General features: G+C 37.2%; 22 protein-coding genes. 7 read left to right on the top strand and 15 right to left on the bottom strand.

The features are described 5' to 3' along the window. Window positions 1-423: 423 nt before the first annotated feature. The 3 genes from ACR30L_RS12300 (at window position 424) to ACR30L_RS12290 (ending at window position 3,845) form a co-directional block, all read left to right on the top strand. Window positions 424-1,149: a response regulator gene (locus ACR30L_RS12300; RefSeq protein WP_435234548.1), complete on the top strand. Its 726-nt coding sequence runs from the start codon at window positions 424-426 to the stop codon at window positions 1,147-1,149. 116 nt (window positions 1,150-1,265) lie between these two features. After that, entirely contained in the window at window positions 1,266-2,603 is a 1,338-nt protein-coding gene (locus ACR30L_RS12295; protein ID WP_435237904.1) for an ATP-binding protein, read from the top strand. A gap of 15 nt (window positions 2,604-2,618) precedes the next feature. Next, on the top strand, window positions 2,619-3,845 hold the full coding sequence (locus ACR30L_RS12290) for an ABC transporter substrate-binding protein (protein ID WP_435234547.1): 1,227 nt from the start codon (window positions 2,619-2,621) through the stop codon (window positions 3,843-3,845). A 7-nt stretch (window positions 3,846-3,852) separates the two neighbouring features. Here ACR30L_RS12290 and dbpA read toward each other — a convergent pair whose 3' ends face one another. The 7 genes from dbpA to yccS form a co-directional block, all read right to left on the bottom strand. Beyond that, window positions 3,853-5,241 (bottom strand): ATP-dependent RNA helicase DbpA, encoded by a 1,389-nt coding sequence (gene dbpA, locus ACR30L_RS12285; protein WP_435234546.1) that lies wholly within the window; start codon window positions 5,239-5,241, stop codon window positions 3,853-3,855. Window positions 5,242-5,336: 95 nt separating this feature from the next. Next, window positions 5,337-5,684: a putative quinol monooxygenase gene (locus tag ACR30L_RS12280; RefSeq protein WP_435234545.1), complete on the bottom strand. Its 348-nt coding sequence runs from the start codon at window positions 5,682-5,684 to the stop codon at window positions 5,337-5,339. Between the two features lie 86 nt (window positions 5,685-5,770). Beyond that, window positions 5,771-6,226: an NfeD family protein gene (locus tag ACR30L_RS12275; RefSeq protein WP_435234544.1), complete on the bottom strand. Its 456-nt coding sequence runs from the start codon at window positions 6,224-6,226 to the stop codon at window positions 5,771-5,773. A 2-nt stretch (window positions 6,227-6,228) separates the two neighbouring features. Next, a complete protein-coding gene (locus tag ACR30L_RS12270; protein ID WP_435234543.1) occupies window positions 6,229-7,167 on the bottom strand; it encodes an SPFH domain-containing protein in 939 nt (312 codons plus the stop codon). Between the two features lie 285 nt (window positions 7,168-7,452). Continuing rightward, window positions 7,453-8,025, bottom strand: a complete 573-nt coding sequence (gene efpL, locus ACR30L_RS12265; protein WP_435234542.1) for an elongation factor P-like protein EfpL — start codon at window positions 8,023-8,025, stop codon at window positions 7,453-7,455. Window positions 8,026-8,247: 222 nt separating this feature from the next. Further along, entirely contained in the window at window positions 8,248-8,583 is a 336-nt protein-coding gene (locus ACR30L_RS12260; protein ID WP_435234541.1) for a TusE/DsrC/DsvC family sulfur relay protein, read from the bottom strand. 15 nt (window positions 8,584-8,598) lie between these two features. After that, complete coding sequence (gene yccS, locus ACR30L_RS12255; protein ID WP_435234540.1) at window positions 8,599-10,800, bottom strand: YccS family putative transporter; 2,202 nt, start codon at window positions 10,798-10,800, stop codon at window positions 8,599-8,601. Between the two features lie 161 nt (window positions 10,801-10,961). Between yccS and folD the strand changes: the two genes are divergently transcribed. Next, window positions 10,962-11,816 (top strand): bifunctional methylenetetrahydrofolate dehydrogenase/methenyltetrahydrofolate cyclohydrolase FolD, encoded by an 855-nt coding sequence (gene folD, locus ACR30L_RS12250; RefSeq protein ID WP_435234539.1) that lies wholly within the window; start codon window positions 10,962-10,964, stop codon window positions 11,814-11,816. A 567-nt stretch (window positions 11,817-12,383) separates the two neighbouring features. Here folD and gap read toward each other — a convergent pair. Together gap and ACR30L_RS12240 are read right to left on the bottom strand one after the other, a co-directional pair. Further along, window positions 12,384-13,379 carry a type I glyceraldehyde-3-phosphate dehydrogenase gene (gene gap / locus ACR30L_RS12245; protein WP_435234538.1) on the bottom strand — a complete coding sequence of 332 codons (996 nt, stop codon included), beginning with the start codon at window positions 13,377-13,379 and terminating at the stop codon, window positions 12,384-12,386. Window positions 13,380-13,726: 347 nt separating this feature from the next. Beyond that, window positions 13,727-14,620 (bottom strand): D-hexose-6-phosphate mutarotase, encoded by an 894-nt coding sequence (locus ACR30L_RS12240; protein ID WP_435234537.1) that lies wholly within the window; start codon window positions 14,618-14,620, stop codon window positions 13,727-13,729. A 305-nt stretch (window positions 14,621-14,925) separates the two neighbouring features. Here ACR30L_RS12240 and malQ point away from each other — a divergent pair, with 305 nt between their 5' ends. From malQ to glgX, 3 genes are all read left to right on the top strand, one after another. After that, a complete protein-coding gene (gene malQ, locus ACR30L_RS12235; RefSeq protein WP_435234536.1) occupies window positions 14,926-17,124 on the top strand; it encodes a 4-alpha-glucanotransferase in 2,199 nt (732 codons plus the stop codon). 98 nt (window positions 17,125-17,222) lie between these two features. Next, window positions 17,223-19,499, top strand: a complete 2,277-nt coding sequence (glgB, locus tag ACR30L_RS12230) for a 1,4-alpha-glucan branching protein GlgB (protein ID WP_435234535.1) — start codon at window positions 17,223-17,225, stop codon at window positions 19,497-19,499. After that, entirely contained in the window at window positions 19,496-21,601 is a 2,106-nt protein-coding gene (gene glgX, locus ACR30L_RS12225) for a glycogen debranching protein GlgX (RefSeq protein WP_435234534.1), read from the top strand. The genes glgB and glgX overlap by 4 nt, the downstream gene beginning before the upstream one ends. A gap of 91 nt (window positions 21,602-21,692) precedes the next feature. Here glgX and ACR30L_RS12220 read toward each other — a convergent pair whose 3' ends face one another. From ACR30L_RS12220 to ptsI, 6 genes are all read right to left on the bottom strand, one after another. Further along, window positions 21,693-22,070 carry a PilZ domain-containing protein gene (locus ACR30L_RS12220; protein WP_435234533.1) on the bottom strand — a complete coding sequence of 126 codons (378 nt, stop codon included), beginning with the start codon at window positions 22,068-22,070 and terminating at the stop codon, window positions 21,693-21,695. Between the two features lie 16 nt (window positions 22,071-22,086). Further along, on the bottom strand, window positions 22,087-22,755 hold the full coding sequence (locus tag ACR30L_RS12215; protein ID WP_435234532.1) for a M15 family metallopeptidase: 669 nt from the start codon (window positions 22,753-22,755) through the stop codon (window positions 22,087-22,089). Continuing rightward, complete coding sequence (gene dapE / locus ACR30L_RS12210; RefSeq protein ID WP_435234531.1) at window positions 22,749-23,885, bottom strand: succinyl-diaminopimelate desuccinylase; 1,137 nt, start codon at window positions 23,883-23,885, stop codon at window positions 22,749-22,751. Before dapE ends, ACR30L_RS12215 begins: the two co-directional genes overlap by 7 nt. Window positions 23,886-23,894: 9 nt before the next feature. After that, on the bottom strand, window positions 23,895-24,245 hold the full coding sequence (locus ACR30L_RS12205; RefSeq protein ID WP_435234530.1) for an ArsC family reductase: 351 nt from the start codon (window positions 24,243-24,245) through the stop codon (window positions 23,895-23,897). A gap of 148 nt (window positions 24,246-24,393) precedes the next feature. After that, window positions 24,394-24,903 (bottom strand): PTS glucose transporter subunit IIA, encoded by a 510-nt coding sequence (crr, locus tag ACR30L_RS12200; protein ID WP_435234529.1) that lies wholly within the window; start codon window positions 24,901-24,903, stop codon window positions 24,394-24,396. A gap of 78 nt (window positions 24,904-24,981) precedes the next feature. Continuing rightward, on the bottom strand, window positions 24,982-26,703 hold the full coding sequence (gene ptsI / locus ACR30L_RS12195; protein WP_435234528.1) for a phosphoenolpyruvate-protein phosphotransferase PtsI: 1,722 nt from the start codon (window positions 26,701-26,703) through the stop codon (window positions 24,982-24,984). Between the last annotated feature and the right edge of the window lie 13 nt (window positions 26,704-26,716).

The raw sequence follows: 26,716 nt of genomic DNA, 5'->3' as shown, positions 1-26,716 counted from the left end.
GATACAGTGGGGTGTTAATCAGGGTTCTGTTGCGTAATGTAGGAAGGTTTCGTACAACGAGATTGTTTTTAACACTAACAAATTTTCTGCGTGATTTAAGCATACTATTGAATACATGATACCGCGCTCCTTGTTAGATTAATGAATATAAAAATCAGTATAGATTGATTAACAAATCGCGCATTCTATCATCGTTTTTACAACTGGCAAGTGCAAAATATATCAAAATTTTACGGTTAATTTTAATATGTTGATTTTTATACTAATTTAAATGTTATTGGTTGAGTTTTAAACGTTTTTAAATGCACTGATTAGTGAATACAAATACTTATTTTTAGCTTTATTTTCTGCACTCTCTCACTGTCAAATAGTTAGATATGTTGTAAAATATTAAATTGATTAGGTTTTTGGAAAGGTGAAAATGTGAGCAACAATAAACAAGTACTGGTTGTGGATGACGATCAGGCGATACGCGAGCTATTAGCTGAATATTTATCAAAAAATAATTACCAAGTATTAACGGCTGAAGAAGGCATTGAAATGCAAAAAATATTGCAGAGTAATACGCCCGATTTAATTATTTTAGATATTATGCTGCCAGGAGACGATGGATTTACGTTATGTCAACATATTCGTCAAACCTCTAATGTTCCTATTATTATGCTAACGGCTAACTCGGATGAAATGGATCGTATTCTTGGGTTAGAAATTGGTGCCGATGATTATATTGCTAAACCTTTTAGTCCTCGAGAATTACTCGCTCGCATTAAAGCATTATTAAGAAGAACGCAGTTTGTTAATGAAGCGGTTAAGCCAATCGAAAAGCCACGTTATCTCTGCTTTGCAAATTGGAAACTCGATACCCAACAGCAAAATCTTATTAAGAATAAAAATCAAGTGGTACCGCTAACTGGCGCAGACTTTCAATTATTGATGTTATTTTTGGAAAACCCCAATACCCCCGTTTCGCGTGACAAAATTAGCCAAACTTTACACGGCCGAGATTCTTTTGCTAATGAACGCGGTATCGATGTGCACTTGAGTCGTTTGCGCCAATGCTTAGGTGACGATGCTAAAGCCCCTAAAATGATTAAGACTGTGCGCGGTGCTGGTTATGTCTTTATTGCAGAAATTAAACCTGTTAAATAATGTAAGGGCATAAATTGCTGAGTTTTAGAATGATGTTTCGCTCGTTAATATCGCGGATGTTGCTACTCACTATTTTTTCAGTGATCGTCGCGCAAATGCTAAGCAGTTTTTTTTTGGTGAATCAATTTGCTGAAAGTGAAAAAGAAACGGTATTACTTAATGCTAATAATTTAGCTGAAAGTGCGGTGAATACCATTACCTTTTTTCAAACATTACCGATGGAATATCGCCATCTTGTTTTGGAGCAATTGCGTGACTTAGGGGGGAGTCGTTTTTTTGTTTCATTAAACAGTGAAAAAATAATCATTAACCCAATTGAAGATAGTCCTTTAAAAGCACAAGTTATCGCCGTTGTTGATGAAGCATTAAAACGGCGTATTCCATCAACAAATCAAATCGCGATAGCATTTTCTCATCCCGATGATCTACATGTGTTAAAAAATGATGTCTTATTAAAAGATCTTCCTCCTTCTTGGGGGGCGTATTCTTTAATTATACCTTCGGTCAAACCACCCGTTTTAGTTGTTCAAGTCGAAATGACTGACCATGAATGGTTATATTTAGCGGCTATTTTACCTCCTCCTTATTTATTGATTGATAAGTCCATTATCTCTTCAGAGCAAGTAATTACGTTGATGTTTACAACGGTATTATTACTTATTTTTATTTATCTACTCTTTTATTGGCAAACTAAACCTTTAAAGCAATTGGCAATGGCGGTTTCGGAAATGAGTATTGATCTTCGTCAGCAACCATTGAAAGAAGAAGGTGCAACGGAAATTATTGCAGCCACTTCTGCATTTAATCGTATGCAGCAGAAATTACAATCATATATACGTGACCGAGAGGTATTGTTTCGTTCTATTTCACATGATTTGAAAACCCCTATTACGCGTTTACGTTTACGTTCTGAACTACTTGATAATGAAAAACAAACAGTCGCTTTTAATCATGATTTGGATGATTTAGAAATGTTAGTGAAGGGCGCATTGCAGACGGTAAAAGATACAGATATTCATGAAAATATTCAGCCCGTTGATATGCTTAAATTGCTTAATAGAATTAGTAGTCCACAGCCAGATACAATACAAATTATTAGTAACGAGGTGCAACCCTATAGAGGTAAACCTCTTGCCTTGAAACGTGCATTGGCGAATCTCATTGAAAACGGTGTTAAATATGGTGATAGTGTTGTTATCACTGTTGTTGATAGCCCTGATTCTTTAAAAATAACCATTGAAGATAATGGACCAGGTATACCAGAAAAAGAGCTTCATGGTATTTTTACGCCTTATCGTCGTTTGCATAATGATAAACAAGGTTATGGGCTAGGGTTAGGTATCTCTCGTAGTATTATTCAAGCACATAATGGCGAGTTGCAATTACTTAATCGGCAACAAGGTGGGTTAGAAGTCATTATTATCTTACCGCGTGTTTACAAGTCTCAGCATTAGAAGAGAGTGTTTTCGATGAAAAAGGTACTATTACTCGGTTTGACCCTTGTTAACGCTTCTGTTCATGCTGCCTCATTAGAGGTGTTGCATTGGTGGACTGCACCAGGGGAAATTGCTTCTTTAAAATTGCTTGAAAAAAGTATGAACGATAAAGGTATTGATTGGAAAAATTTCGCTGTGGTTGGCGGAGGAGGAGACAGTGCAATGCGTGTATTACAAATACGTGCATTAGCGGGGAATCCCCCCGATGTGGCGCAAATTAAAGGGCCGGATATCGGCGAATGGGCAAAAGTGGGCGTGCTTTATCCGTTAAAAGATATTGTCGATACCGAGGATTGGCATACCTTATTGCCAAAGGTTGCACTCAATACCGTTACATTTGATAATCAATATATGGCGGTGCCCATCAATATACATCGGGTAAACTGGCTATGGATTAATGCAAAAATATTTGAACAATTACACCTCACTATTCCTACCACTTGGGAGGCTTTTTTTGATGTTGCGGATAAAATAAAAGCCGCTGGTTATTTACCCTTAGCCCATGGAAGTACACCTTGGCAGGATACTTTATTATTTGATTCCATGGCGTTATCGTTACTCGGTCCTGAAAAATACAAACAAGCTTTTGTGGAGCGAAATAACGATGTGTTGAACTCTCCTGAAATGGTGTCTGTTTTTAAAAAATTTAAACGTTTGCATGATTATGTCGATAAAAGTTTGGTGGGAGAAGATTGGTATGTTGCGAGTAAATTGATTGAAACAGATAAAGCGGCGATGCAATTTATGGGTGATTGGGCGAAGGGGGTTTGGCATCAGGATGGTAAAATCGCAATGACCGATTATATCTGTGCAGATGTCCCCGAAAGCAAAGGGTTGTTTAGTTATAATATAGACAGTTTTGTTTTATTCAGACAAAAAGATACCAATCAGAATGATATCCAGAAAGCTTTTGTTGATACGTTACTATCAAAACAATTTCAGGCGGCGTTTAATATAAATAAGGGTTCTATTCCCGTACGTAATGATATGGATATGAGCCAATTTGATAGTTGTGCACAGAAGTCCTATTACGATTTTAATCATAGTAGCTTGGTGCCTTCTTTTACTCAAAATATGGCAATTACGAGTCACTTACGTAATATTATTGTTGATATCATTAGTAACTATTTTAATCATCCTAATGCCGATGCCGATGAAGCCGTTAAACATTTGTCAACGGCAATCAGAGCATTAAAATAGAAACTTATTAACCTCTTACGACACTGACTCTAAATTTACGGCCTTTCAATTTTCCTTCGCTTAGCTTTTTGAATGCAGGCTTAATACAGTCTCGTTGAACTGCGACATAAGCCCAGTTATCTGAGACTTGAATTTTACCGACTTGGTCACCGTTAATACCTTTTTCTCCGGTGAGTGCGCCAACAATATCACCCGGGCGTATTTTTTGACGTTTACCACCATCTATGCGCATCGTGATCATAGTGGATGGTACAGGTGTTTGATCCAGTAAGCTGAAATCAGGTAATGCTTGTGCTGTGAACGTACGATCTAGGTAATCTTCTAAAAGATGGAGTTTATGAACTTCTTTGGGGCTGTAGAAAGAGAATGCCATGCCTTTACTGCCAGCGCGACCAGTCCGGCCAATACGGTGAACATGTACTTCTTGGTCATGGGCTAGATTATAATTAAAAACGGCGCTTAGGTTTTCAATATCCAACCCACGCGCAGCTACATCTGTTGCCACTAAAATAGAAGCACTTTTATTAGCAAAGCGAATTAATGCCTGATCGCGATCTTTTTGTTCGAGGTCTCCGTGCAGGGAGAGTGCGCTAAAGCCTCGGTTAAATAATTCATCGGCCACATCTTGCACATCACGTTTGGTATTACAGAAGACTACCGCAGAATCGGGTTGATATTGCTGAAGTAATAAACGCAATGCAATCATACGTTGTTCATTATTATCAACTTCATAAAAGTATTGAGTGATAACACTGTTATCATGCTCGGATTCAACTTTAACGGTCACTGGATCATGAAGAATACGACGACTAATGGCATCAATTTGTGCTGGAAAGGTCGCACTAAATAACAATGTTTGACGACTTGTCGGTGCTTGGTCAATAATCGAATCGATAGATGCTTGGAATCCCATATCAAGCATTCGATCGGCTTCGTCTAGGACTAATATGTTTAAATCATCGAGTTTTAAAGTCCCTTTTCGAAGATGATCTTCAATACGTCCTGGCGTGCCGACAACGATATGAGCACCATGTTCTAAAGAACCAATTTGTGGACCAAAGGGGACACCACCGCATAATGTTAAAACCTTAATATTATGAATCGCACGCGCCAGTCGACGGATCTCTTTACCTACTTGATCAGCCAATTCGCGGGTAGGGCAAAGAATAAGAGATTGTATACGGAATCGTTTAACGTCTAATTTGTTGAGTAACCCCAATGAAAATGCAGCGGTTTTACCTGAGCCGGTTTTTCCCTGAGCAATGATGTCTTTACCAGCAAGAATATGAGGTAAGCTTTGTGCTTGAATTTCCGTCATGGATTGGTAACCCAGTGAGTCTAGGTTGTTTAAAAGATCGGGATGTAAGGCTAATGTGGAGAAAGATGTTTGACTCAAAATAGGATTCCTGCAAGTGACGAAAAGAGCGCTACCATAGCAGTTTGCGTCACAACTGACAAAGATGTTTCGCAAACGGCCGTGTAAATTTAGGTTTATAGTTTTGGTGCATCATAGTTTTCAGGTTGGTCGCTGTAAACACATACATTATAGTCTTCTACTAAGCCTGTTTCAGCCACACATTGATTTTCAAAAAATTCAACAATTTCTGTGCGTTGACAATGGGCTTCAAAGGCTGCCTTATCACGCCACACTTCATTAAAAACAATCGGAAAACTGGTACCTGGCGCAAAGTCATTCTCAATATGGCGTGTGACTAAGTATTGGATACAACCATCTTCACGTTGTGAATTTGGCTCAAGTGATTGCAGTATTTTAAAGAGATCATCGGTTTTACCTGGTTTAGCTTTAAACATGGCGATACAGTAGATTTTTTGAGACATGAGAACCTTATTTTTTAATCATAGAGGATAATGGCTAGAGACAAAAAAAGCTTAGTAAAGATGTTACTAAGCTTTTATTTAAAAGATTAATTAACGCGTGCTACAGTTAATAATCCAACTTCCATTTTAGTTATTTTCACTTCAATACCGCTCGGCAAAGACTCGGTCGCTTGTACTTTCCAATCGATGCCAGAGTAACGGTGGGTGATGGTCTTTCCTAGTTCAAGCGTTTCGGAAAGAATAAATTGATGACCGATCATATCATTGTTAACTTGACGATAATCAACTTTGTTTTGCATTCTTTTCATCGGCTTCCAACTGAAAACTGCAACCAAGGATGCAATGATTGCAGTGACGAGTATCGCCGTTAGTAATGTTTCTGGCACAAGACCAAATACCATTAAGATACCCGTTAAGATGGTGCCTATACCAACAAAGAATAATACGAAGGTTGAAAAACCAAGCACTAATACTTCTATAGCTAGAAAGATTAATCCCAAGACGATAAAGGATTGTGCAAGATGTGTCGTAATATAATCCATGGCTAACCTTTTTTATTTAAACTGGAAATAATGGTCATGGCTTGTGCGACGAGAGACGATGGATCATTGCTACTATCGGGAAGTAATACCACCGATGACTCTTTCGCAATGGCAGCTTTCGCTTCAATCGCTTTCGTTGCAAGATCAAGTTGAATTGCTTTTTGCCCCTGTTGTGTATCGGCAGCTTCACCAATTTGACGTAGTGCATCTGCTTGTGCTGCGGCAACGGCTAGAATTGCCTGTGCTTCACCTTCCGCACGGAGCACTTGTTCTTCTTTTTCTGCTTCTGCTTTTAAGACGACTGATCGTTTTTGACCTTCTGCAACATTGATTGCTGATTGACGGTCACCTTCAGATTCAAGAATTTGAGCACGTTTTACACGTTCAGCTTTCATCTGGGTTTCCATTGCTTCCATAACGGTTTGTGGTGGAACGATATCTTTTATTTCGTAACGAAGTACCTGAATACCCCATGGACTAGCTGCATCATTGATTGCGGCAACGATATTGGTATTGAGTGCATCACGTTCTTCAAAGGTTTTATCTAATTCCATTTTACCGAGCTCAGAACGCATTGTGGTTTGTGATAGTTGTGTAACAGCAAAGACATAATCATCAACACCATAGGAGGCTTTGTATGGGTCTAACACACGGAAATAAAGTACGCCATCAACACTCAATGAAATATTATCTTTGGTGATTGCGCTTTGGCTTGGTACATCTACGGCTTGTTCTTTTAGTGAACGATCCGCACCAATATGGTCGATAAATGGAACAAGGAAATTTAAGCCGGCTTCTCTTGTTGATTGATATTTTCCGAAGCGCTCGATGAGGTATGCGCGATTTTGCGGCACAAAAATAATTGATTTTTTGAGGATAACTATCGCTAATACAAGGATAAATACTTCTGTTCGAAGGATATAATTAAATAAAATGTCCATTAAAACCTCTTTATTAAAATAAGTGATGTAAAAGTAATGCTACAGGATAATTACTTTCATTTTTAATATTTGTAACACCTTATATTCAAAGGACTTGTTGATGGTTTATCGGGTTGCGCAAGTGCAATGATTATACTTATAAGAATACCCTCTTGTTTCGATAAATCAAATAATTAAGCGCGATTGATAAGGGGATTAGAATAAAGTGAGCGGTGTACTTGAATGGTTGTTGAGCGGTTATATCGGAGATGTCTAAGGACAATTCTCCGATAATAAAGGGGCTGATTATTTGTCAGCGCGTCCCATAAATTTAGCTTCAACGGTATTTACTTTAATACGATCACCCGTCGAAATGTGCTCTGGTACCTGCACAACTAAACCAGTAGAAAGTGTAGCGGGTTTGGTACGCGCCGTTGCGGAGCCGCCTTTAATTGAAGGGTCTGTTTCGATGATTTCTAAATCAACACTTGCAGGTAGTTCAATTGCAACAGGGGCATCATCAATTAAAATAACTTGGATACCTTGTGTTGTTTCATCAATAAACATCACTTCATCAGCAATGCTTTCTTTATTTAAGTTATAAGGCGTGTAGTTTTCGTTATCCATAAAGACTAATTCTTCGCCATCCGCATATGAATACATCGATTGACGACGGGTTAAATCAGCAAGATTTAGCATATCACTGTCTTTGAAAGTTTCATCAGTTTTAGAGCCACTTACCACATCATACATACGCATACGATACAAGCTACCACCGGCACGGCCCTGTGGTACCGAGCGTTCAATATCGCGAACAATGTAAACACTATTATTAAATTCGATAGCGGTATTTTTTTTGATATCACTTGCCTTTGGCATGAGTAAATCCTTCTTAAATATTAGGTTATTAAAAGTAAAACCAATTTATACCTATTGTATTAAATATGAGTTCTCAATTTTGCGTAGAAAAAATAGTGTAGTTCGAGGCGAAAGTTGATGTAAATGATTACTCTCTTTACGGAACTTCCAACCAACGAATAAAAAATTTTAACTCGTAAACCAGATCAACTTATTATTACGATTGATATTAAATATTGGTTATTAAATACAACGTGCTGGTTTGGGCAAACCGGCTATTTTAGTCGCTTGTTTTGCAGGGCCCTTTGGAAAAAGGCGATACAAAATACGACTACTGATTTCTTGTTCAGGAAATTTTTTTTGCATTGCTTTTATTAATGCACGAATTGCTGGTGAAGTATTATATTCAATATAAAATTCACGCACAAAATTGACAACTTGCCAATGTGATTCACTCATTTCAATGGCTTCTAATGAAGCGATATGAATGGCGAGTGGTTTTGTCCACAATGTTGAATCAAGTAAATACCCTTGATTATCCGTCGGGTATTCTTGTCCATTGAAAAGTAGATTAGTCATGTTTACCGTGTACTATTAATTAATTTGTTTATCATTGAAGTTTACCTTTTGTAAAAGCACTTGTATATCTAGGGCGGTAAACGTAATTAACCTTAGTTGCTCTACAATCAGTAAACAGTCTCCGGATAGATCGCATTTATAATTTTTAAATGCCTGAATACTTTCATCAATTGCTTGTTTATCCAATGTCGTCGGATTATATGCTAATGAAATTTGTTTACCAGTAACAGCGATTAAATTTTGCAATTCATGATTGTTTTCAAAGTTGTCTAATTTATGTCGGTGTGATGCAAGGGCGGCAATATAGGCAACGAGTGCATCGCAACGATTAACCAATGTCGACACCTCTTTTTTTAATCGTTGTTTTGAACGAGGTTCGAATAACATACTTTGCCAAGCCGTTGTTAAAGTGGCATCGCTCTTAAAGGTGTCAAAGCGAGTAGAACGGTAATTGTTATTTTCACTGCGCCCATACTGATATTGATCACCGACTTGTTTAAAGTAACGACTGCTTAACTCGACTAATTGATTCACCAGGGATGGGAAACGGAGGAATTGCCAGTCAGGGAAAATAAAGGTAATGGCCAACATACTTAAAGCCGAACCTAACAATGTTTCGGCAATACGAGGGGGCAAAATATCAACACCTGTGCCGGTTAATAAATTAAATAAGAAGACAACGAAAAGGGTGATAAATATAACGCCTAATGCATAATTTGTTCGCATATAACTGAAAAAGAAAAAGGCACTAATGACTAATAAAATAATTTGCGTTAATGTGCCATCAACTAGCATTAAAATTGGGTAACCGAACGCAATGCCTAGTAATGTCCCAATTGTCCGTTGTATAAGACGTTTACGGGTTTCACTGAAACTAGGTTGACAGACAAATAAAACGGTTAATAACAGCCAAAAACCCTGTGGAAGAGCCAATTGATGTTGCAAAATATACGCAACGGATAAACTTGTGCTGATACGAATAGCATGTTTAAAAACAGGCGTTCTATTGGTAATCGATTTTTTTAGTTTTCGATAGATAGATTCTTTAATTTGAGGGCTCTCACCGATAAATGCCGCACCTTCAGTATGTTTATTCTGACTAACACATTTAAGCAGATCATTGACACCGGCTATATTGTCATAGATAGCCTGTAATGCTTGCATCGCTCCATGGTTTTTATTATTAAATTCTTGTTTTTGCTGCAGGAGATGTAATTGATCGGCAAGAGCTTTAATCGTCCACTTTAATCGGCGACTATGTTGATACGTTTTCTTTTCATTAATGGCCATCCCCAGTTGATAACAATCACTACTAATTTGCATTAACAGTTGATGAAATCCTTCCAAAATCTGGCTTTGTTTAAAGTTCGTTTCTAATTGGCTATATAAATATTGGCTAGCACAAATGCGCTCATGGATTTGTTCAGCAACAAAGTAATAACCATTTAAATGAATAAGTTCTTTATTGTGTTTTTCAACTTCAAAACGTGTTTGAATAATACGTTTTGATTGTTCAAAACGGGCCATAATAGCAACATTTTTAATGGCCAATAATTGACGAACAGTAAATACACCTTGTTTACTTGAACCTTCTTGTTCATTAAACAATGCTGATTTTTGTTCTTGATAGCGACTTAGCGAAAAAAATAATTGTGCAAGTTGTTCTCTAAGGGAGTTGAACGGGTCATAGAAATTCCATATTAGAGAAAATAATCCATACCAAAGCACACCAATGGAAAGTAACAAAGATTGTTCATACCAAGCAATGTTTCCTTGGTAGCCAATCATTGTATAAATAGCAATAAGTAAAGAGCCAAACCCGATTTTACTGTAATCACCACCGAGTGCGGCAAGCATCATAAAAGCAAAACTTGAGGTAAATAATCCAACGGTAAAAAATATTGGATAGGGCATAAGTATTTCGACACTACTTGAAGCCACAAAGAAACAGAGCACAATCGTTGCAATAAATTTACCACGATTCTTACTGTTATCGTCGGTTTCAACTATGCCACTTGCCATAACACCAAGGCATAAAGAAAGTGATATTTGAAGTGGATTTTGTGAAAAAAACACAGGGAAAAGGTCGTCATTAAGTGCGGGAATAAAGGTCATTGCCATTGCTATAAATACACGTAAACCCGAATGCGTATTTGAATCAGATACTAATTTTCGCAGTGGCGATTTAATAAAAAACAAAGAATTTGGTATATGCATTAACATTATCTGTAAATAAGTGATTTAATGGACTTATTATATGTGTTTACAATTTAAATTGATAAGAGAAATTAGATTTAATAGAGATGATTCGTGTGACATCAGAGATTAGTTTTGCGACAATAGCGGCACATAGTCATTACACAATAGAGAATTGATCAATGTCGGCAAAAATTATAGATGGAAAGGCGATTGCGGCTGCAATTACGGAAAAGGTTGCTAAGGGCGTTGAAGAACGTGTTACGAAAGGCCTACGCGTACCTGGTCTTGCAGTTATTCTTGTCGGAGGTGACCCCGCATCACAAATATATGTAGGCAGTAAACGTCGTACCTGTGAGAAAGTAGGATTTACATCGCAAGCCTTCGATTTGCCAGTAACAACAACCCAAGATGAATTGTTAGCATTAATTGATAAACTTAATAACGACGACACGATTGACGGTATATTAGTACAATTTCCTTTACCAGAAGGGTTGGATGAAACACGGGTTATTGAACGTATTGATCCACAAAAAGATGTCGATGGTTTTCATCCTTATAATGTTGGACGTTTAGCGCAACGCATTCCCTTGTTACGCTCGTGTACACCACGTGGCATGATTAGCATGGTTGAGGCGATTGGTGAACAAATTAAAGGAAAACATGCAGTCGTTGTTGGCGCGTCTAATATCGTTGGTCGTCCAATGACATTAGAGCTGTTATTAGCTGGATGTACAACAACCTGCTGCCATCGTTTTACCGAAGATTTACGTAGCCATGTCGAACGCGCAGATGTATTAGTGGTTGCCTGTGGTAAGGCTAATTTCATTCCGGGTGAATGGGTTAAAGAAGGTGCAATAGTACTCGATGTGGGGATTAATCGTTTAGATAATGGGAAAATTGTCGGCGATGTCGAATTTGACGTGGCAAAAGAACGTGCTGCTTGGATTTCACCTGTACCCGGAGGTGTAGGGCCTATGACTGTCGCAACGTTGATTGAAAATACCTTATTTGCTTGTAATGAATTTCATAGTTAATAATAACTGATCATTGCTTATAAAAGAGAAGAGCCTAAGGGCTCTTTTTTTCTTTAAAATTATTGATAATAAAACCTCGAGTAAAAAGAATTATAAATAAATATTAACCAACACTAACGCTTATTTAGAGAGTGTATAAATAGGTCAAGTACTTTATTTATGGGTTTAGCATCCGATTTCGTTATTTACTCAAACTTTTGGTACAAAAAAGCCCGTATCGAAGTACAAGCTTAATAACAAATATTACCTAAGACATCGCTTATTTAGAAGTGCGAGCAACTAGGTTAAGTACTTTATTTATGGGGTTTAGCATCCGACTTCGTTGTTTACTGAAATTTTAGACACAAAAAAGCCCGCGATAAACGCAGGCTTAAAACAAATTAGACTAATCTAATCTCTTATTTAGAGATGTGTGCGATTAGGTCTAGAACTTTGTTTGAGTAACCGATTTCGTTATCGTACCAAGATACAGAATTTAACTGTACGAGTTTATTGGTTCACAAATCCCAGATACAAAAAAGCCCGCGATAAACGCAGGCTTAAAATAAATTAGACTAATCTAATCTCTTATTTAGAGATGTGTGCGATTAGGTCTAGAACTTTGTTTGAGTAACCGATTTCGTTGTCGTACCAAGATACAACTTTAACGAATTTGTCGTTAAGAGCAACACCAGCTTTAGCATCAAATACTGAAGTACAAGTTTCGCCATTAAAGTCAGTTGAAACAACTGCATCTTCAGTGTAACCAAGAACACCAGCCATAGAACCTTCAGAAGCTTCTTTCATTGCTGCACAGATTGCTTCGTAAGTTGCAGGAGTTTTAAGGTTAACAGTTAAGTCAACAACAGAAACGTTAGCAGTTGGTACACGGAAAGCCATACCAGTTAGAAGACCGTTTACTTCAGGAAGAACAACACCTACTGCTTTAGCAGCACCAGTTGAAGATGGGATGATGTTTTGAGAAGCACCACGACCACCGCGCCAGTCTTTCATTGAAGGACCGTCAACAGTTTTTTGAGTTGCAGTTGTTGCATGAACTGTAGTCATTAGACCAGATTCGATACCGAATTTGTCATTAAGTACTTTAGCAACAGGTGCAAGACAGTTAGTAGTACAAGAAGCGTTAGAAACGATATCTTGACCAGCGTAAGTGTCAAAGTTAACACCGTTTACGAACATTGGAGTTGCATCTTTAGAAGGACCAGTAAGAACAACTTTTTTAGCGCCAGCTGTGATGTGTTTACGAGCTGTTTCGTCAGTTAGGAAGATACCAGTTGCTTCAGCAACAACGTCAACGTCAGCTTCATCCCATTTTAGATCTTCAGGGTTACGCTCAGCAGTAACGCGAACAGTTTGACCGTTAACAACTAGGTTACCGTCTTTAACTTCAACAGTACCGTTGAAACGACCGTGAGTTGAGTCATATTTAAGCATGTAAGCCATGTATTCAACGTCGATTAAGTCATTGATTGCAACAACTTGAACATCTGCACGTTCACAAGATGCACGGAATACGAAACGGCCGATACGACCGAAGCCGTTAATACCTACTTTAATTGTCATTTTTTGTTCCTTATGGAGGTTTAAATAAAATCTGAAATCATTATAGGTATGAAATATACCTGTAACTTGATATTAATCAAGTTAATCGTTTTGAATAAGCAAAAATCGAAGATTAATAAAGAAATATTATTCTTTAGCTCAAATAACAAAACAATTTGTTATATTTCATTACCTATTTTAGAAAGTGGAATTTAAGTGTGAGTACAATATCACTATCATTAAATTTTGCAGCAAATTTTTTATAATATTGCTGATTTTTCTTCATATGACATTGTATTAAATCGAAATATTCGATAAAAAATTCCACCTTCGTATCTATTTGATTATTTAGTGTTCAAATAAAACCATTAACTAATTGTGGTTGTTAATGTATGTGATTGTCCTGCTGCAATTGTTTCACCCACTGGATCTGTGATTGCAGATTCAACACATAACATGGTTTTGTAACCATCGTCAGGCATATCTGCAAATGCTTCTGCACCACTTATCCAAGGATTCCAAACGACTTCGGAATCATTACCCGTATTGGTTACCGTTAAGTTACGTTGATAAGTGCTATCCTCAACGGTAATTGCCGATTCTGACTTTTGGTAGATAGTATCAACAGGCTCAGTGATAATTAGCGTACCGTCGCTCGTTTTTGCTTTGCCAGAATCGAGCATATCTGCATAGTTTTTGTTGAGGCCTGTTATTTTACAAGCATCTGGTGAACTAATGGCAAGATAAGAATGTAAAGCAGCACGGTAAAAGAAGCTTTCTGCTCCCGTATTGGTACTAATTAATTCTAGTTTAACTGTCTCCGTTAGCGTGGCTTTTAAAACAAGTTCAAATTGATGTGGCCAAAGTTTTCGAGTTTCTTCGTTATCTGTTAACGAAAATTGAATTTCTACGCCATTAGATAGTTCGTCAATATTTTTGACCGTCCATTTACTTGTTCTTGCAAAGCCGTGCCCTGGCAAATTATCGCCAAGCGATTTACCAGCCGGGCCAAACCAAGGCCAACAAACTGGAACGCCACCACGAATAGCCTTATTTTCATTAAAGATTGCAGTTTTACTTAACCAGATAATAGGTGCCTGGTCTTTTAATTGGAAGTGCAATAAATGTGCGCCATGGAGTGAAAAAGCGGCATCGAAGTTTTTATGGTTAATGATTAAAAACTCAAAATCATTTTCATCACTTTGTAAACTGACTGAATTCGATAATGTGTCTTTTTTCTGTAAAGATAGGTGTGAGATCATAAAGGGACCCTTGAAGTAATAAGATTGTGATTTAATTGGTTAAAGTAGAATGATAATTTCTTTATGTAGCACTAATATATAAAGATATTGAGTCAAATATTTTACGCCGTATTGCTTTTGGCGCAAATGAAGATCACAAAATTGTTGAGTTAAATCATAAAAATAAAATAATTGAAATAAAAAATACTATTGTTGTGTAGTGCTATAAACATAATGAATGTAATGATGATATAAATACACAATGCAGAAGAGTCGTGTTTTACGCTTCCGGTACATTTTATATGTAATAAATTTAAGGAGTTTTTATGACAAGTTCTGTTTTAGAAACGTTTATGGGATTAAAAAGCATTGAGCCGAATTTTATTGATGCATGGGGACATTCTTCTCAAGTCTCCAATGAGAATATCAGAAATTTAATTGCTAAAATGGGTATTGAGTCCGTTGACGATGATTCGTTGATGACACTTTACAAAAAAGAGGAAAACAAATATTGGCTATCGCCATTACCACCGGTTTCTATTTTTCAAAAAGATACAGCCTACACATTTGACCTTTGTTTGCCAATTGACTCGGCAACGGATACTTTAATTTATGTTATTACCTTGGAAGACGGTAGTACGCAAGAGGGGGCATTGTGTGCGACTGATTTTCCGCTTATCGGTACTAATGAGATTTCAGATCTTGAATTTCAGTGTTATCAGATCGATTTAACACTTAACCTTCCCTTTGGTTATCATTCATTATCATTATACGATCAGGGGATTGAAGAGCCGTTGGCAATAATGTCATTAATTATTACTCCATCACGTTGTTTTATTCCCGATGAACTTGAAAACGGCAAAAAGGTGTGGGGAAGTAGTGTTCAGTTATATGGCGTAAAAAGTAAAACAAATTGGGGGATTGGTGATTTTAGTGATCTTAAGTATTTACTGACCAAAACTCATGAGAAAGGAGGGGATTTTATTGGATTAAATCCAATTCATGCTTTATATCCATCTCAACCAGATAATGCTAGTCCATATAGTCCATCATCTCGCATATGGCTAAATATCCTTTATACCGACATTACCGCCGTAGATGAATTCTCTCGCAACTCGATTTTACAGGGGAAAGTGAATAGTACTGAGTTTCAACATACGCTTTCTACCCTTCGTGATAGTGAATGGGTTGAGTATAAAAGCGTGACGGATTTAAAGGTATCTGCATTACGCGCTCTTTTCTCAACACTTAATGATGGATCAGGGAAAAGTAATGAACGGCGAGAAGCTTTTAATCAATTTATTGAAGATAAAGGTGAGTTACTAATTCAGCAAGCAGCCTATGATGCTTTGCAAGTTCACTTCCAATCCATTGATTCAGAAGCATGGGGCTGGCCTGTTTGGCCAAAAGATTTCCAATCTTATCAATCTCCTAATGTACAAACGTGGATTGAAGATAATCGTCAAGAAGTAGATTTTTGGTGTTATACGCAATGGGTTGCTGAACTACAAATTTCAGAGGCGGATAGGTTAGCTAAGTCACTGGGAATGACATTGGGTATCTATCGAGATTTGGCTGTGGGTGTTGCAACGGGCAGTGCTGCAGTTTGGGCTAATCATTCCATTTATTGTGAGCAAATTAGTATTGGGGCTCCGCCTGATGTATTGGGACCGCTTGGTCAAAGCTGGGGGCTACCACCCATTGCACCTGATCAATTACAAAAAACAGCTTATAAACCGCTTATCGAGTTATTACGCGCTAATATGAAACATTGCGGTGCATTACGTATTGATCATGTGATGGCGTTTTTAAGGCTTTGGTGGGTGCCAGAAGGAGAACATGCCGATAAGGGGGCATACATTTATTATCAAGTTGAAGATATGCTTAATTTATTGGCATTAGAAAGTATGCGTAATGAATGTCTTATTATTGGTGAAGATTTGGGCACTATTCCTGAAGGTATCGATGTGTTATTAAAAGATGCTGGGGTATTTTCCTATAAAGTCTTTTTCTTTGAGCAAGCGCATGATGGAGGTTTTATTGCACCTTTAGATTATGAAAAACAGGCAATGGCGACGATTTGTACGCATGATATGCCAACCATTAAAGGTTTCTGGCAAAGTGAAGATTTATATTTAGGTCGTGAATTAGGCTTATATCCTGATCCTGATACTTTTAAAAACTTATTAGATAGTCGTACTTATGCAAAACAACAAATCTTAGATAGTCTGCATGGTCTCGGTAGCCTACCGAGTGACTTTCCCCGTGATGCACGTGAAACACAAATGACTCAAACATTAAACTTTGCACTTCAAACTCATCTCGCAAAAGGATCTTCATTGTTACTGAGTTTACAACTTGAAGACTTTTTAGAGATGGATAAGCCTGTAAATGTACCAGGAACAAGTGATGAGTACCGTAACTGGCAACGTAAATTATCGCAAGACCTTGATGATTTATTCGCAAATGATGCAATAAGTACGTTGCTTACTGATCTAACAACATCGCGTCGAGATAACACCTAAACGGTAGTGTGGCACTGATTAAATCTGAGGTGTTTGCTATTACTGAATTTTCGATATTTGGCTATAAAATTTAAATTATAATAATTGAGATAATATCTATGAAAAGTACTCAAATAAAAAAAGCTAGTAAAAAAGTATCAAAAAAGACGACGGTTAAATTAAGCCCAGAACAAGCAAAACGTAAGTCGTTAATTGATTCGCTTGAAAATGTAACGCTTGATAATCCCTTTGAATGTTTAGGCTTGATAGCTGCGCCTAGCGGAAAAGGATTCATTATTCGAGCTTGGTTACCGGATGCACTGCGTGTTGAGGTCTATGCATTAGGTGCCGATGTTGTATTCAAAGAACTTAAAAAACTTGAACAAGGGTTGTTTGAAATTGAAGTCGATGATGCGTTTACTTATGAGTTAAATGCTTTTTATGAAGATGGGAATTATCGTTATGTCGACCCTTACCAATTCCATGATATTGCTTTTGATGGGTTATCGACTTTACATGAAGGTCCGCAAAATGTGTACAAAACCTTGGGAGCGCAATTAAAACAACTTACCTTTGATGAACAGACTGTGAGTGGTGTGCGTTTTATTGTGTATGCGCCTAATGCGAAGAGTGTCAGTTTGGTGTCTGAAATCAATATGTGGGATGGTCGACGTCATCCCATGCAACGTAGTTGGTGTGGACATTGGGTTTTGTTTATACCTGGTTTCAAAAAAGGTTGTACTTATAAATATGAAATAAAAGATGGCCTAGGTAATCGTCTACCGCACAAGGCCGATCCGGTTGGGTTTCAAGCTGAACTATTTCCTTCACACGCTTCTGTTGTTGTGGACCATGATGCTTATCAATGGAATGATAGTGCATGGCAAGCATCTCAAAAGGGAGATAAACGTTTTAGTGCAATGAGTATTTATGAAGTGCATTTAGGTTCCTGGAAACGGAAAAAAGAAGATGGTGTTGATCGAATGTTAACCTATCGAGAATTAGCCGATGAATTAATTCCCTATATTGTTAAGATGGGATATACACATATCGAAGTAATGCCTATTTCTGAATTTCCTTATGATGGTTCATGGGGGTATCAACCCGTTGGTTTATTTGCTGCTACTAGTCGTTTTGGTAATGCAGACGATCTTAAATTCTTTATCGATCAATGCCATCTTGCCAATATCGGTGTCATTGTTGATTGGGTACCTGCACATTTTCCCGCTGACCCGCATGGTTTAGCACGTTTTGATGGAACTCCCTTATATGAGTATGAAGATCCTCGCCGTGGTTGGCATCCTGATTGGAACTCGTATATATATGATTTTGGTCGGGATAATGTGCGTCAGTTTTTAGTTGCAAGTGCATTAGTTTGGTTAGATAAATTTCATGTTGACGGGCTACGTGTAGATGCCGTTGCTTCTATGTTGCATTGGGATTATTCTCGAGATGATGGTGAATGGGTACCCAATATTGATGGTGGTAATCATAACTATGAAGCGATTAGTTTACTTAAATGGTTTAATGAAGAAGTTTATCGACAATATCCTCATGCAATGACTATCGCAGAAGAGTCAACGGCTTTTGCTGGTGTTTCAAGACCTACGTTCACCGGGGGACTCGGCTTTGGGTTTAAATGGAATATGGGGTGGATGCACGATACCTTAGAGTATATGGAAAAAGATCCAATGTATCGGAAATTCCATCATCATGAAATGAGCTTTGCAATGGTCTATCATTATAATGAGAACTTTGTATTACCTATTTCGCACGATGAAGTTGTTCATGGTAAAGGCAGTATGTTAGCTAAAATGCCAGGAGATGAATGGCAGGCAGCGGCAAATCTCCGTGCTTATATGGGCTTTATGTATGCTCATCCAGGTAAAAAGTTAAACTTTATGGGAACGGAGCTTGCTCAAACGACGGAATGGAATTACAACACAAGTTTGGATTGGGATTTATTAAAATTTGCGAAGCATAAAGGCCAACAACAACTGATTATGGACCTTAATCACTTATATAAAGGAAATAATGCCTTTTATGAGGGCGATTATGATCAAACATGTTTTGAATGGTTAGACCATAGTGATGGCGAACACAGTATTTTTTCTTTTATTAGACGAAATATAAAACAAGACAAGCAGTTTATTTGTTTGTCCAATTTCACGCCCATTCCACGCGAAGGCTATTGTGTTCCAATTGATGAACCTGGCGAATATGAAGTTATCTTAAATACCGATAGTCGCTATTATTGGGGCAGTAATTTTATGATGGGCGATACATTAGGTGTTTTTGTTGCTAAAGAAAAACCTTGGCAAGGAAAACCATATTCACTTACAATAAATTTACCGCCATTAGCAACGGTTTATTTGCAAAAAAGGAAAGGTAATTGAGTACAAAATTACTTGAAGTGAACAAAAAGGATCATCCATTTTCAGCATCAAACGGACAATTTTTGCCACTTGGTGCGATTTTAAATGAAGATGGGTGTCATTTTTCTGTGTATAGCCTCGGATGCTATAAGGTTGAACTGTGTTTGTTTGACAGTGATGAAGTAGAGATCGCGAGATATCCCCTAGAGGTAAAACAAGGGAATATGTGGAGTATTTTTATTCATAAAGTAACGGCCGGACAACTTTACGGTTATCGTGTCTATGGTGATTATCAACCAGAAAACGGTCTGTTATTCAATGAAAAAAATATTTTAATCGACCCCTATGCCCGCGCTTTAAGTCGTGTACAACATACATTTTCTCAAATTCAAAGTGAAAACAACGATGCACAAACTGTAAAATCCGTTGTTGTTGATAATGCCTTTGATTGGCAGGGAGTTAAAAAGCCTAAAATAGAGGATCATGCCCGTATTTTATATGAAGTGCATGTCAAAGGATTTAGTCAATTAAATGAAAAAATCCCCCTTGAAAAGCGTGGTAAATATTTAGGTTTATCACACCCTGAAAGTATTAAGCATTATAAAAAGTTGGGAATCACTAGTTTACAGATCATGCCGGTGTTTAGTTTTTTGAGTGAAAATAGATTAAAAGCACTTGGTTTGACAAATTATTGGGGATATAACCCAATTAACTTTTTTGCACCAGAAACACGTTATGCAGACAGTGATGCCGTCAATGAATTTAAAACGATGGTTAAAGAGCTTCATGCTGAAGGCATTGAAGTGATATTAGATGTTGTTTATAACCATACAGCAGAAGCCGGAGAAGGTGGTTTAATTGTTAGCTTAAAAGGTTTTGATAACCGTAACTATTATTCCTTTGAAAAAGAAGTTGGTGGTAATCATATCAATTATCGTTATTACAGTAATCATTCTGGCTGCGGTAATACGGTTAATGTTAATTACCCTTGGACTTTAAAATTAACACTCGACTCATTACGTTATTGGGTAACGGAAATGCAAGTTGATGGATTTCGTTTTGATCTCGCGGTTACTTTGGCTAGAGAATTTCATGGGTTTAATGAACAAAGCGCTTTTTTTAAAGCATTACTTCAAGATCCCGTTTTATGTGAAGTGCAATTAATTGCAGAGCCTTGGGATATTGGTCCTGGTGGTTATAGGTTAGGTGGGTTTCCAAGTAATTGGTTAGAGTGTAATGACCGTTATCGTGACACGATGCGTTCTTTTTGGCGTGGAGACACTGGCAAAATTGCAGAGGTTGCTACACGTTTATTAGGCTCTAGGGATATGTTTGCCAAACGTTATCGTTCCAATTCAACCAGTGTTAATTATATCTGTTATCACGATGGTTTTACCCTTGATGACTTAGTGACATATAACAATCGTCATAATGAAAAAAATGGCGAGAATAATCGCGATGGACATGGACATAACTTATCTGCAAATTATGGCTACGAAGGGCCGACAGATAATGAACGTATTAATCGATTACGTCAGCAACAAAAACGTAATTTGATTACAACCTTATTTTTATCTCAAGGCACGCCTCATTTTTTAGCTGGTGATGAAATGGGGCACTCTCAATCAGGTAATAACAATGCCTACTGTCAAGATAATGAGTTGACGTGGCTTAATTGGAATTTAACAGAGAATGATCAAAAACTATTTGATTTTACTGATAAAGTAATAAAATTACGTCAACAATCTAAGTTATTTGGAAGTGTTGCATTAATTGATGATTGTATTAGCGACTGCGATGACCGTGATCTTGTTAAATGGTATCATCCCGATGGTTATTTAATGGAAGATTCAGATTGGCATGCAACAAATTCTCAGGCAATTGCGGTTGAGTTTCGTCAAGCCAAAAATATTGGCGAGCATTGGTTTTTGATTTTTAATGGCTCTAGCTATCAAATTGCGAGTAATGTTCCTAAATTAGCCGTTGGATTAACTTGGCGAGTAAAAATTGATACATCATGCTCAACTGGCGAATTAGTGGGGGAAACCCAGTTCGTCAAAGATAGTATTCAATTAGTTGCACATTCAATTATTTTATTAAAATGTGTAAGGCATATTGAGTAGTTAATTGGTAATCTGAGGATGGTATTTAATACAATTGGTATAAGCAAAAGTAGTTGCATAGATATCATCCTGATTATTCGCGATTAAAGTCTTAATTTAAAGTGTTGATTAGCTGAGAAATCTCTCTGTTTAATGACTCATCATCTCCTAAATTAAGCTGTATTAAACGTTTTAAGTGGGAGATAGTATCTAGGCTTAGCGTTAAAAATTTTATACCTAATCTACCCGATTCTTGATGGCACACCTCGCCATCGCACTGCAATATAATATCTGAACCATCCAATCCTAAATTAAGTGTCACTGCCGAGTTCGGTGGGTAATTCCAAAAGTCAGGGCATTCTACTAAGGCTCCTTTTAAAGAAATATCAAATACCTTTGTTTGCCAAATTTTTAGTGGGCCCGATAAGGTTTCGTTTAATGAACATTTTCCAACAAAGGTAATACGAGAGAATTTACGTTTTTCTGACATGCTAATTTCCCAGAGGTTATTGATTAATATTACAAATATATTGTCTATATATCATAGGTAATTGTGTACAAATTAGCGACTTTCCGATGATATTTTTTGCAATAATTAGATCATGAATATGCTCTATCGTTAATTCCTCTAAAGCCTTATTGGCAATGGAGCGATAACTTATATGCCAAGGTTCACAGGCAACACCGCCTTGATAAGACTGATAAGGTCGGTAGAAACCAAACTTTTCCATATTATTTGTTAGCCATACAGTCAAGTCTGAAAAATATCCATTATCGGTGTATTCATTGAGAGTTAACTGCAAGGATTTATTTTTAGGTAATAAGTTAGGGTCATAAATATCAAAGTCTGTTCCCCAGTGGTGGCGACTCGCACCAGGCAAGGCTGACCAATGAAGAATGGCATGGAGCTTTTGTATTTCAGATAAAGCCGTAATATCCAATGGCAATTCATTTTTATCTAAAATAGGCCGTTGGCCATTGAATTTATTATTCCAGATAGCTAACTGACGATCAAAGCTTCGAAAACCACTGGCAATCTGAAGATTAAACCCAGCATGGCGTGCAGCTAGTTGTAATCGAAAAAAATCATCAACTACATCTTGATGAATGAAAATATGCTTTTCAATTTCAACAAGATGTGTCGTTATTTGACCTGTTAATTGTTCTATTAACACGTTAATAATTTATCAAGGGTAGTTTGGTAAATGTTAACAAGCTCTTCTAAATCACTTACTTTGATGCATTCGTTTACTTTGTGGATTGTTGCATTACATAACCCTAGCTCAACAACTTGGGCTCCCGTTGGTGCTATAAATCGAGCATCTGAAGTACCACCGCTAGTGGATAGCTCAGTTGTTAATCCATTGACTTGTTTAATTGCATCACTTACCGCATTGGTAAGAGAGCCTGGATGTGTGATAAACGGAGAACCGTTGTAAGTCCATGCTAAATCATAATTGAGTTGATGTTTAAGTAAAACCATTTCAACCTGTTTAATAATGTCTTGTGCTGTTAATTCAGTCGAATATCGAAAGTTGAATTGAACAATTGCTTCACCAGGCACAATATTTGATGCGCCAGTACCTGAATGAAAGTTAGTTATTTGAAAACTAGTCGGTGGGAAATATTCGTTACCTGAATCCCATTGTATGGTTGTTAGTTCAGCAAGTGCGGGTGTAGCAGTATGTATTGGGTTCTCAACTAAGTGTGGGTAAGCAACATGTCCTTGTACACCTTTAAAGGTGATATCAGCTGTTAATGAGCCTCTACGGCCATTTTTAATGACATCGCCCACTTGGTTTGTACTTGAAGGCTCTCCAACAATGCAGTAATCAATTTTTTCATTACGAGCTTCAAGTACATCAACAACACGTGTAGTCCCATTAATAAATGGGCCTTCTTCATCGCTCGTGATAAGTAGAGCAATTGATCCATTATGATCTTGATGCATTTCGATAAAACGTTCAACTGCAACAATAAATGCAGCGATACCACTTTTCATATCAGCTGTGCCTCTACCATAGAGGTAATCATCGATAATCGTTGGCTCAAAAGGAGGCGTGTTCCATTTATCTTCAGGTCCAGTTGGCACTACGTCAGTATGCCCTGCAAAACAAAATAGTGGTTTATCCGTACCGCGACGTGCCCATAAATTGGTTGTATCTTCGAAGACCATTACTTCACAGTTAAAGCCTAGCTTTTCAAGTCGAGAAATTAATAATGCTTGGCAGCCTGCATCTTCAGGGGTTATTGATCGTCGACTAACTAGATCCTTTAGTAGAGATAAAGCAGAATTATCTGGCATGGTACTTCCTTATAATGAGAATATTTTTTGGTAATTGTCAGTTTTAAAACCAACTTGATAATGTGTGTCGTGTATAAGCAATGGGCGTTTAATTAATGTTGGGAAATCAACAAAAAGATTAATGACTGTCTCTGCATCTAAAGTTTCTTTTTGTTGTTCAGTTAGTTGGCGGTAAGTGGTGCTACGTTTATTGAGCATGTCCGTCCAGGTTAAATGATTAAGAAAAGACTGTACTAAAGTGTGGTCTAAACCATCTTTTCGAAAGTCATTAAACGTATAAGGGATATTATTTTGTGTCAGCCACTTTTGTGCTTTTTTGACTGTGTCACAATTTGAAATGCCGTAGAGAATTGTCGCCATTATTTACTCACTAAAATAACGCAATTGTAACAAGTTAAGATCATTATCGTAAGTGGTTATAGCAGAATTAAAAGGATAAGTAGAAAGGATTTCAATAAAAAAGAGTCGCAATTGCGACTCTTAATAGTAGGAAAAAGTATAGAAAAATTTATTTAACTATTTTTAGCACAACATCAGTTCCGACTTCAACGGTACCTGACATTTTTTGCAACTCTTTAATCTCATCCATGTTTGAAATAACAACAGGTGTTAAGATTGATTTAGCTTTTTCTTTCAGGAACTCAAGATCAAATTCAATGATCGTGTCTCCCATTTTTACTTTTTGACCTTCTTGTGCAATACGCGTAAAACCTTCACCTTTTAGTTCAACTGTATCAATCCCAAAATGTACAAAAAGCTCAATCCCTGTGTCTGTTTCCAAAGAGAATGCATGATTTGTTTCGAAAATTTTACCAATTTCCCCATCACAAGGTGCAACCATTTTGTTACCCGTAGGGCGGATAGCAATACCATCTCCAACAATTTTTTCAGCAAAAACAACATCTGGCACATCTTCAATTGCAACAATTTCACCAGATAACGGTGCAATTAAGTCAATTGTTTTTTCAGTAGGTGCGTTACCAGATACTGCTTTTTTTAATGAATCGAAAAAACCCATGGTTTAACTCCAATAATGATTAATATCTTTCTATAATATCAAGTAAACTATTTCTTAACAATTAGCTTAACTAGATAATTAGCTAATGCCTTTAGCTTTGTTGAAATCTGAAACAAGTTTTTCAATTTCAGCAGCAGTAGGCATAGCAAGTGCTTTTTCAGCTAAAGCTTTAACTTCAGCGAAGTTAGTATTACGAATAATTTTCTTAACCGTTGGGATAGATATTGCACTCATAGAGAACTCATCTAGACCCATACCGAGTAGTAATAAAGTCGCACGTTCATCACCTGCTAATTCACCACACATACCCGTCCATTTACCTGCTGCATGTGATGCATCAATAACTGTTTTGATAATATTTAAAACAGAAGGAGTCATTGGGTTATATAGATCTGAAATTAATTCATTACCACGGTCTACCGCTAGTGTGTATTGCGTTAAATCGTTCGTACCAATACTAAAGAATGAAACTTCTTTAATTAGGTGATGCGCAACGGCAGCAGCAGCAGGTGTTTCAATCATGACACCAATTTCAATGTTTTCATCAAAAGCAAGCTGCTCAGCACGCAATTCAGCTTTTAATGTTTCAAGAATTGCTTTAACTTTGCGGATTTCTTCAACAGAAATAATCATTGGGAACATGATGCGAATGGTACCAAACGCAGAAGCACGTAATAATGCACGTAGCTGTGGATTCATGATCTCTGGACGATCAAAACAGATACGGATTGCACGCCATCCTAGGAATGGGTTCATTTCTGTTGGTAGATCAAGATATGGAAGATCTTTATCGCCGCCGATATCCATAGTACGAATAATACAAGCTTTGCCTTCCATTGCTTCAACAACTTCTTTGTAAGCTGCGAATTGCTCTTCTTCAGTAGGAAGTTGATCTCGATCCATGAATAAGAATTCGGTACGGTATAAACCAATACCTTCAGCGCCATTACGTTTCGCACCATCAGTGTCTTTTACTGTACCGATGTTTGAACATACTTCTACTTGATGACCATCAAGAGTTTCAGCTGGAAGATCTTTCAGTTTAGCGAGTTCTGCTTTATCTGATAAGAATTTTGCTTGGATTTCTTTAGCTGCAGATAGCTCTTTTTCATTTGGATTAATAATAATTTTATTGTTAAGCGCATCTAAAATGATGAAGTCACCATTTTTAACACGTTTAGTAATATCATTAGTTCCAACAATCGCTGGGATTTCAAGAGAACGCGCCATGATAGAAGTGTGAGAGGTACGACCACCAATATCGGTGATAAAACCTAATACTTTATCTAGATTAATCTGAGCTGTTTCAGAAGGGGTTAGATCGTTAGCAATTAGAACAACTTCATCAGAGATGTTGCTTAAGTTTACGATTTCAATGCCCAATACATTTTTTAATAAACGGCTACCAATATCACGGAAATCAGCGGCCCGTTCACGTAAATAAGGGTCTTCAAGTTCTTGAAGCATTGTCGCATTTTCTTCAACAATATGATCTATTGCGAATTCAGCAGTACATTTATTTTCTTTAATAAATGTTTTAATATCATCTTCTAGATCTTCATCTTCTAGCAACATGATATGGCCTTCGAAAATGGCTTCTTTTTCTTCACCAAATGTTTCGAGTGCTTTTTGTTTTACGATCTCAAGTTGCGCAGATGTTTTGTCACGGCCAGAAAGGAAACGTGCAATTTCATTATCTAAATCTGTTACTTTATTTGAGTTGATTTTGATTTCATCTTCTTGTAATAACAACGCTTTAGCAAAAGTTATACCAGGAGATGCAAGAATGCCAGATATCATAATCTATCCTTTA

Origin of the sequence: Psychromonas saccharinae (assembly GCF_051201515.1) — a bacterium.
Lineage (GTDB): Bacteria > Pseudomonadota > Gammaproteobacteria > Enterobacterales > Psychromonadaceae > Psychromonas.
This window is presented reverse-complemented; position numbering and strand designations above follow the sequence as displayed.

What these genes read in the sequence shown, in the direction of transcription:
- ACR30L_RS12290 (WP_435234547.1), top strand. Translation starts at nt 2,619, where the DNA reads ATGAAAAAGGTACTATTACTCGGTTTGACCCTTGTTAACGCTTCTGTT.
- dapE (WP_435234531.1), bottom strand. Translation starts at nt 23,885, where the DNA reads ATGCCAGATAATTCTGCTTTATCTCTACTAAAGGATCTAGTTAGTCGA.
- ACR30L_RS12270 (WP_435234543.1), bottom strand. Translation starts at nt 7,167, where the DNA reads ATGGACATTTTATTTAATTATATCCTTCGAACAGAAGTATTTATCCTT.
- ACR30L_RS12260 (WP_435234541.1), bottom strand. Translation starts at nt 8,583, where the DNA reads ATGACTAATCTACTTTTCAATGGACAAGAATACCCGACGGATAATCAA.
- yccS (WP_435234540.1), bottom strand. Translation starts at nt 10,800, where the DNA reads ATGCATATACCAAATTCTTTGTTTTTTATTAAATCGCCACTGCGAAAA.
- ACR30L_RS12275 (WP_435234544.1), bottom strand. Translation starts at nt 6,226, where the DNA reads ATGGATTATATTACGACACATCTTGCACAATCCTTTATCGTCTTGGGA.
- folD (WP_435234539.1), top strand. Translation starts at nt 10,962, where the DNA reads ATGTCGGCAAAAATTATAGATGGAAAGGCGATTGCGGCTGCAATTACG.
- malQ (WP_435234536.1), top strand. Translation starts at nt 14,926, where the DNA reads ATGACAAGTTCTGTTTTAGAAACGTTTATGGGATTAAAAAGCATTGAG.
- ACR30L_RS12240 (WP_435234537.1), bottom strand. Translation starts at nt 14,620, where the DNA reads ATGATCTCACACCTATCTTTACAGAAAAAAGACACATTATCGAATTCA.
- ACR30L_RS12280 (WP_435234545.1), bottom strand. Translation starts at nt 5,684, where the DNA reads ATGTCTCAAAAAATCTACTGTATCGCCATGTTTAAAGCTAAACCAGGT.
- crr (WP_435234529.1), bottom strand. Translation starts at nt 24,903, where the DNA reads ATGGGTTTTTTCGATTCATTAAAAAAAGCAGTATCTGGTAACGCACCT.
- glgB (WP_435234535.1), top strand. Translation starts at nt 17,223, where the DNA reads ATGAAAAGTACTCAAATAAAAAAAGCTAGTAAAAAAGTATCAAAAAAG.
- ACR30L_RS12220 (WP_435234533.1), bottom strand. Translation starts at nt 22,070, where the DNA reads ATGTCAGAAAAACGTAAATTCTCTCGTATTACCTTTGTTGGAAAATGT.
- ptsI (WP_435234528.1), bottom strand. Translation starts at nt 26,703, where the DNA reads ATGATATCTGGCATTCTTGCATCTCCTGGTATAACTTTTGCTAAAGCG.
- gap (WP_435234538.1), bottom strand. Translation starts at nt 13,379, where the DNA reads ATGACAATTAAAGTAGGTATTAACGGCTTCGGTCGTATCGGCCGTTTC.
- ACR30L_RS12205 (WP_435234530.1), bottom strand. Translation starts at nt 24,245, where the DNA reads ATGGCGACAATTCTCTACGGCATTTCAAATTGTGACACAGTCAAAAAA.
- efpL (WP_435234542.1), bottom strand. Translation starts at nt 8,025, where the DNA reads ATGCCAAAGGCAAGTGATATCAAAAAAAATACCGCTATCGAATTTAAT.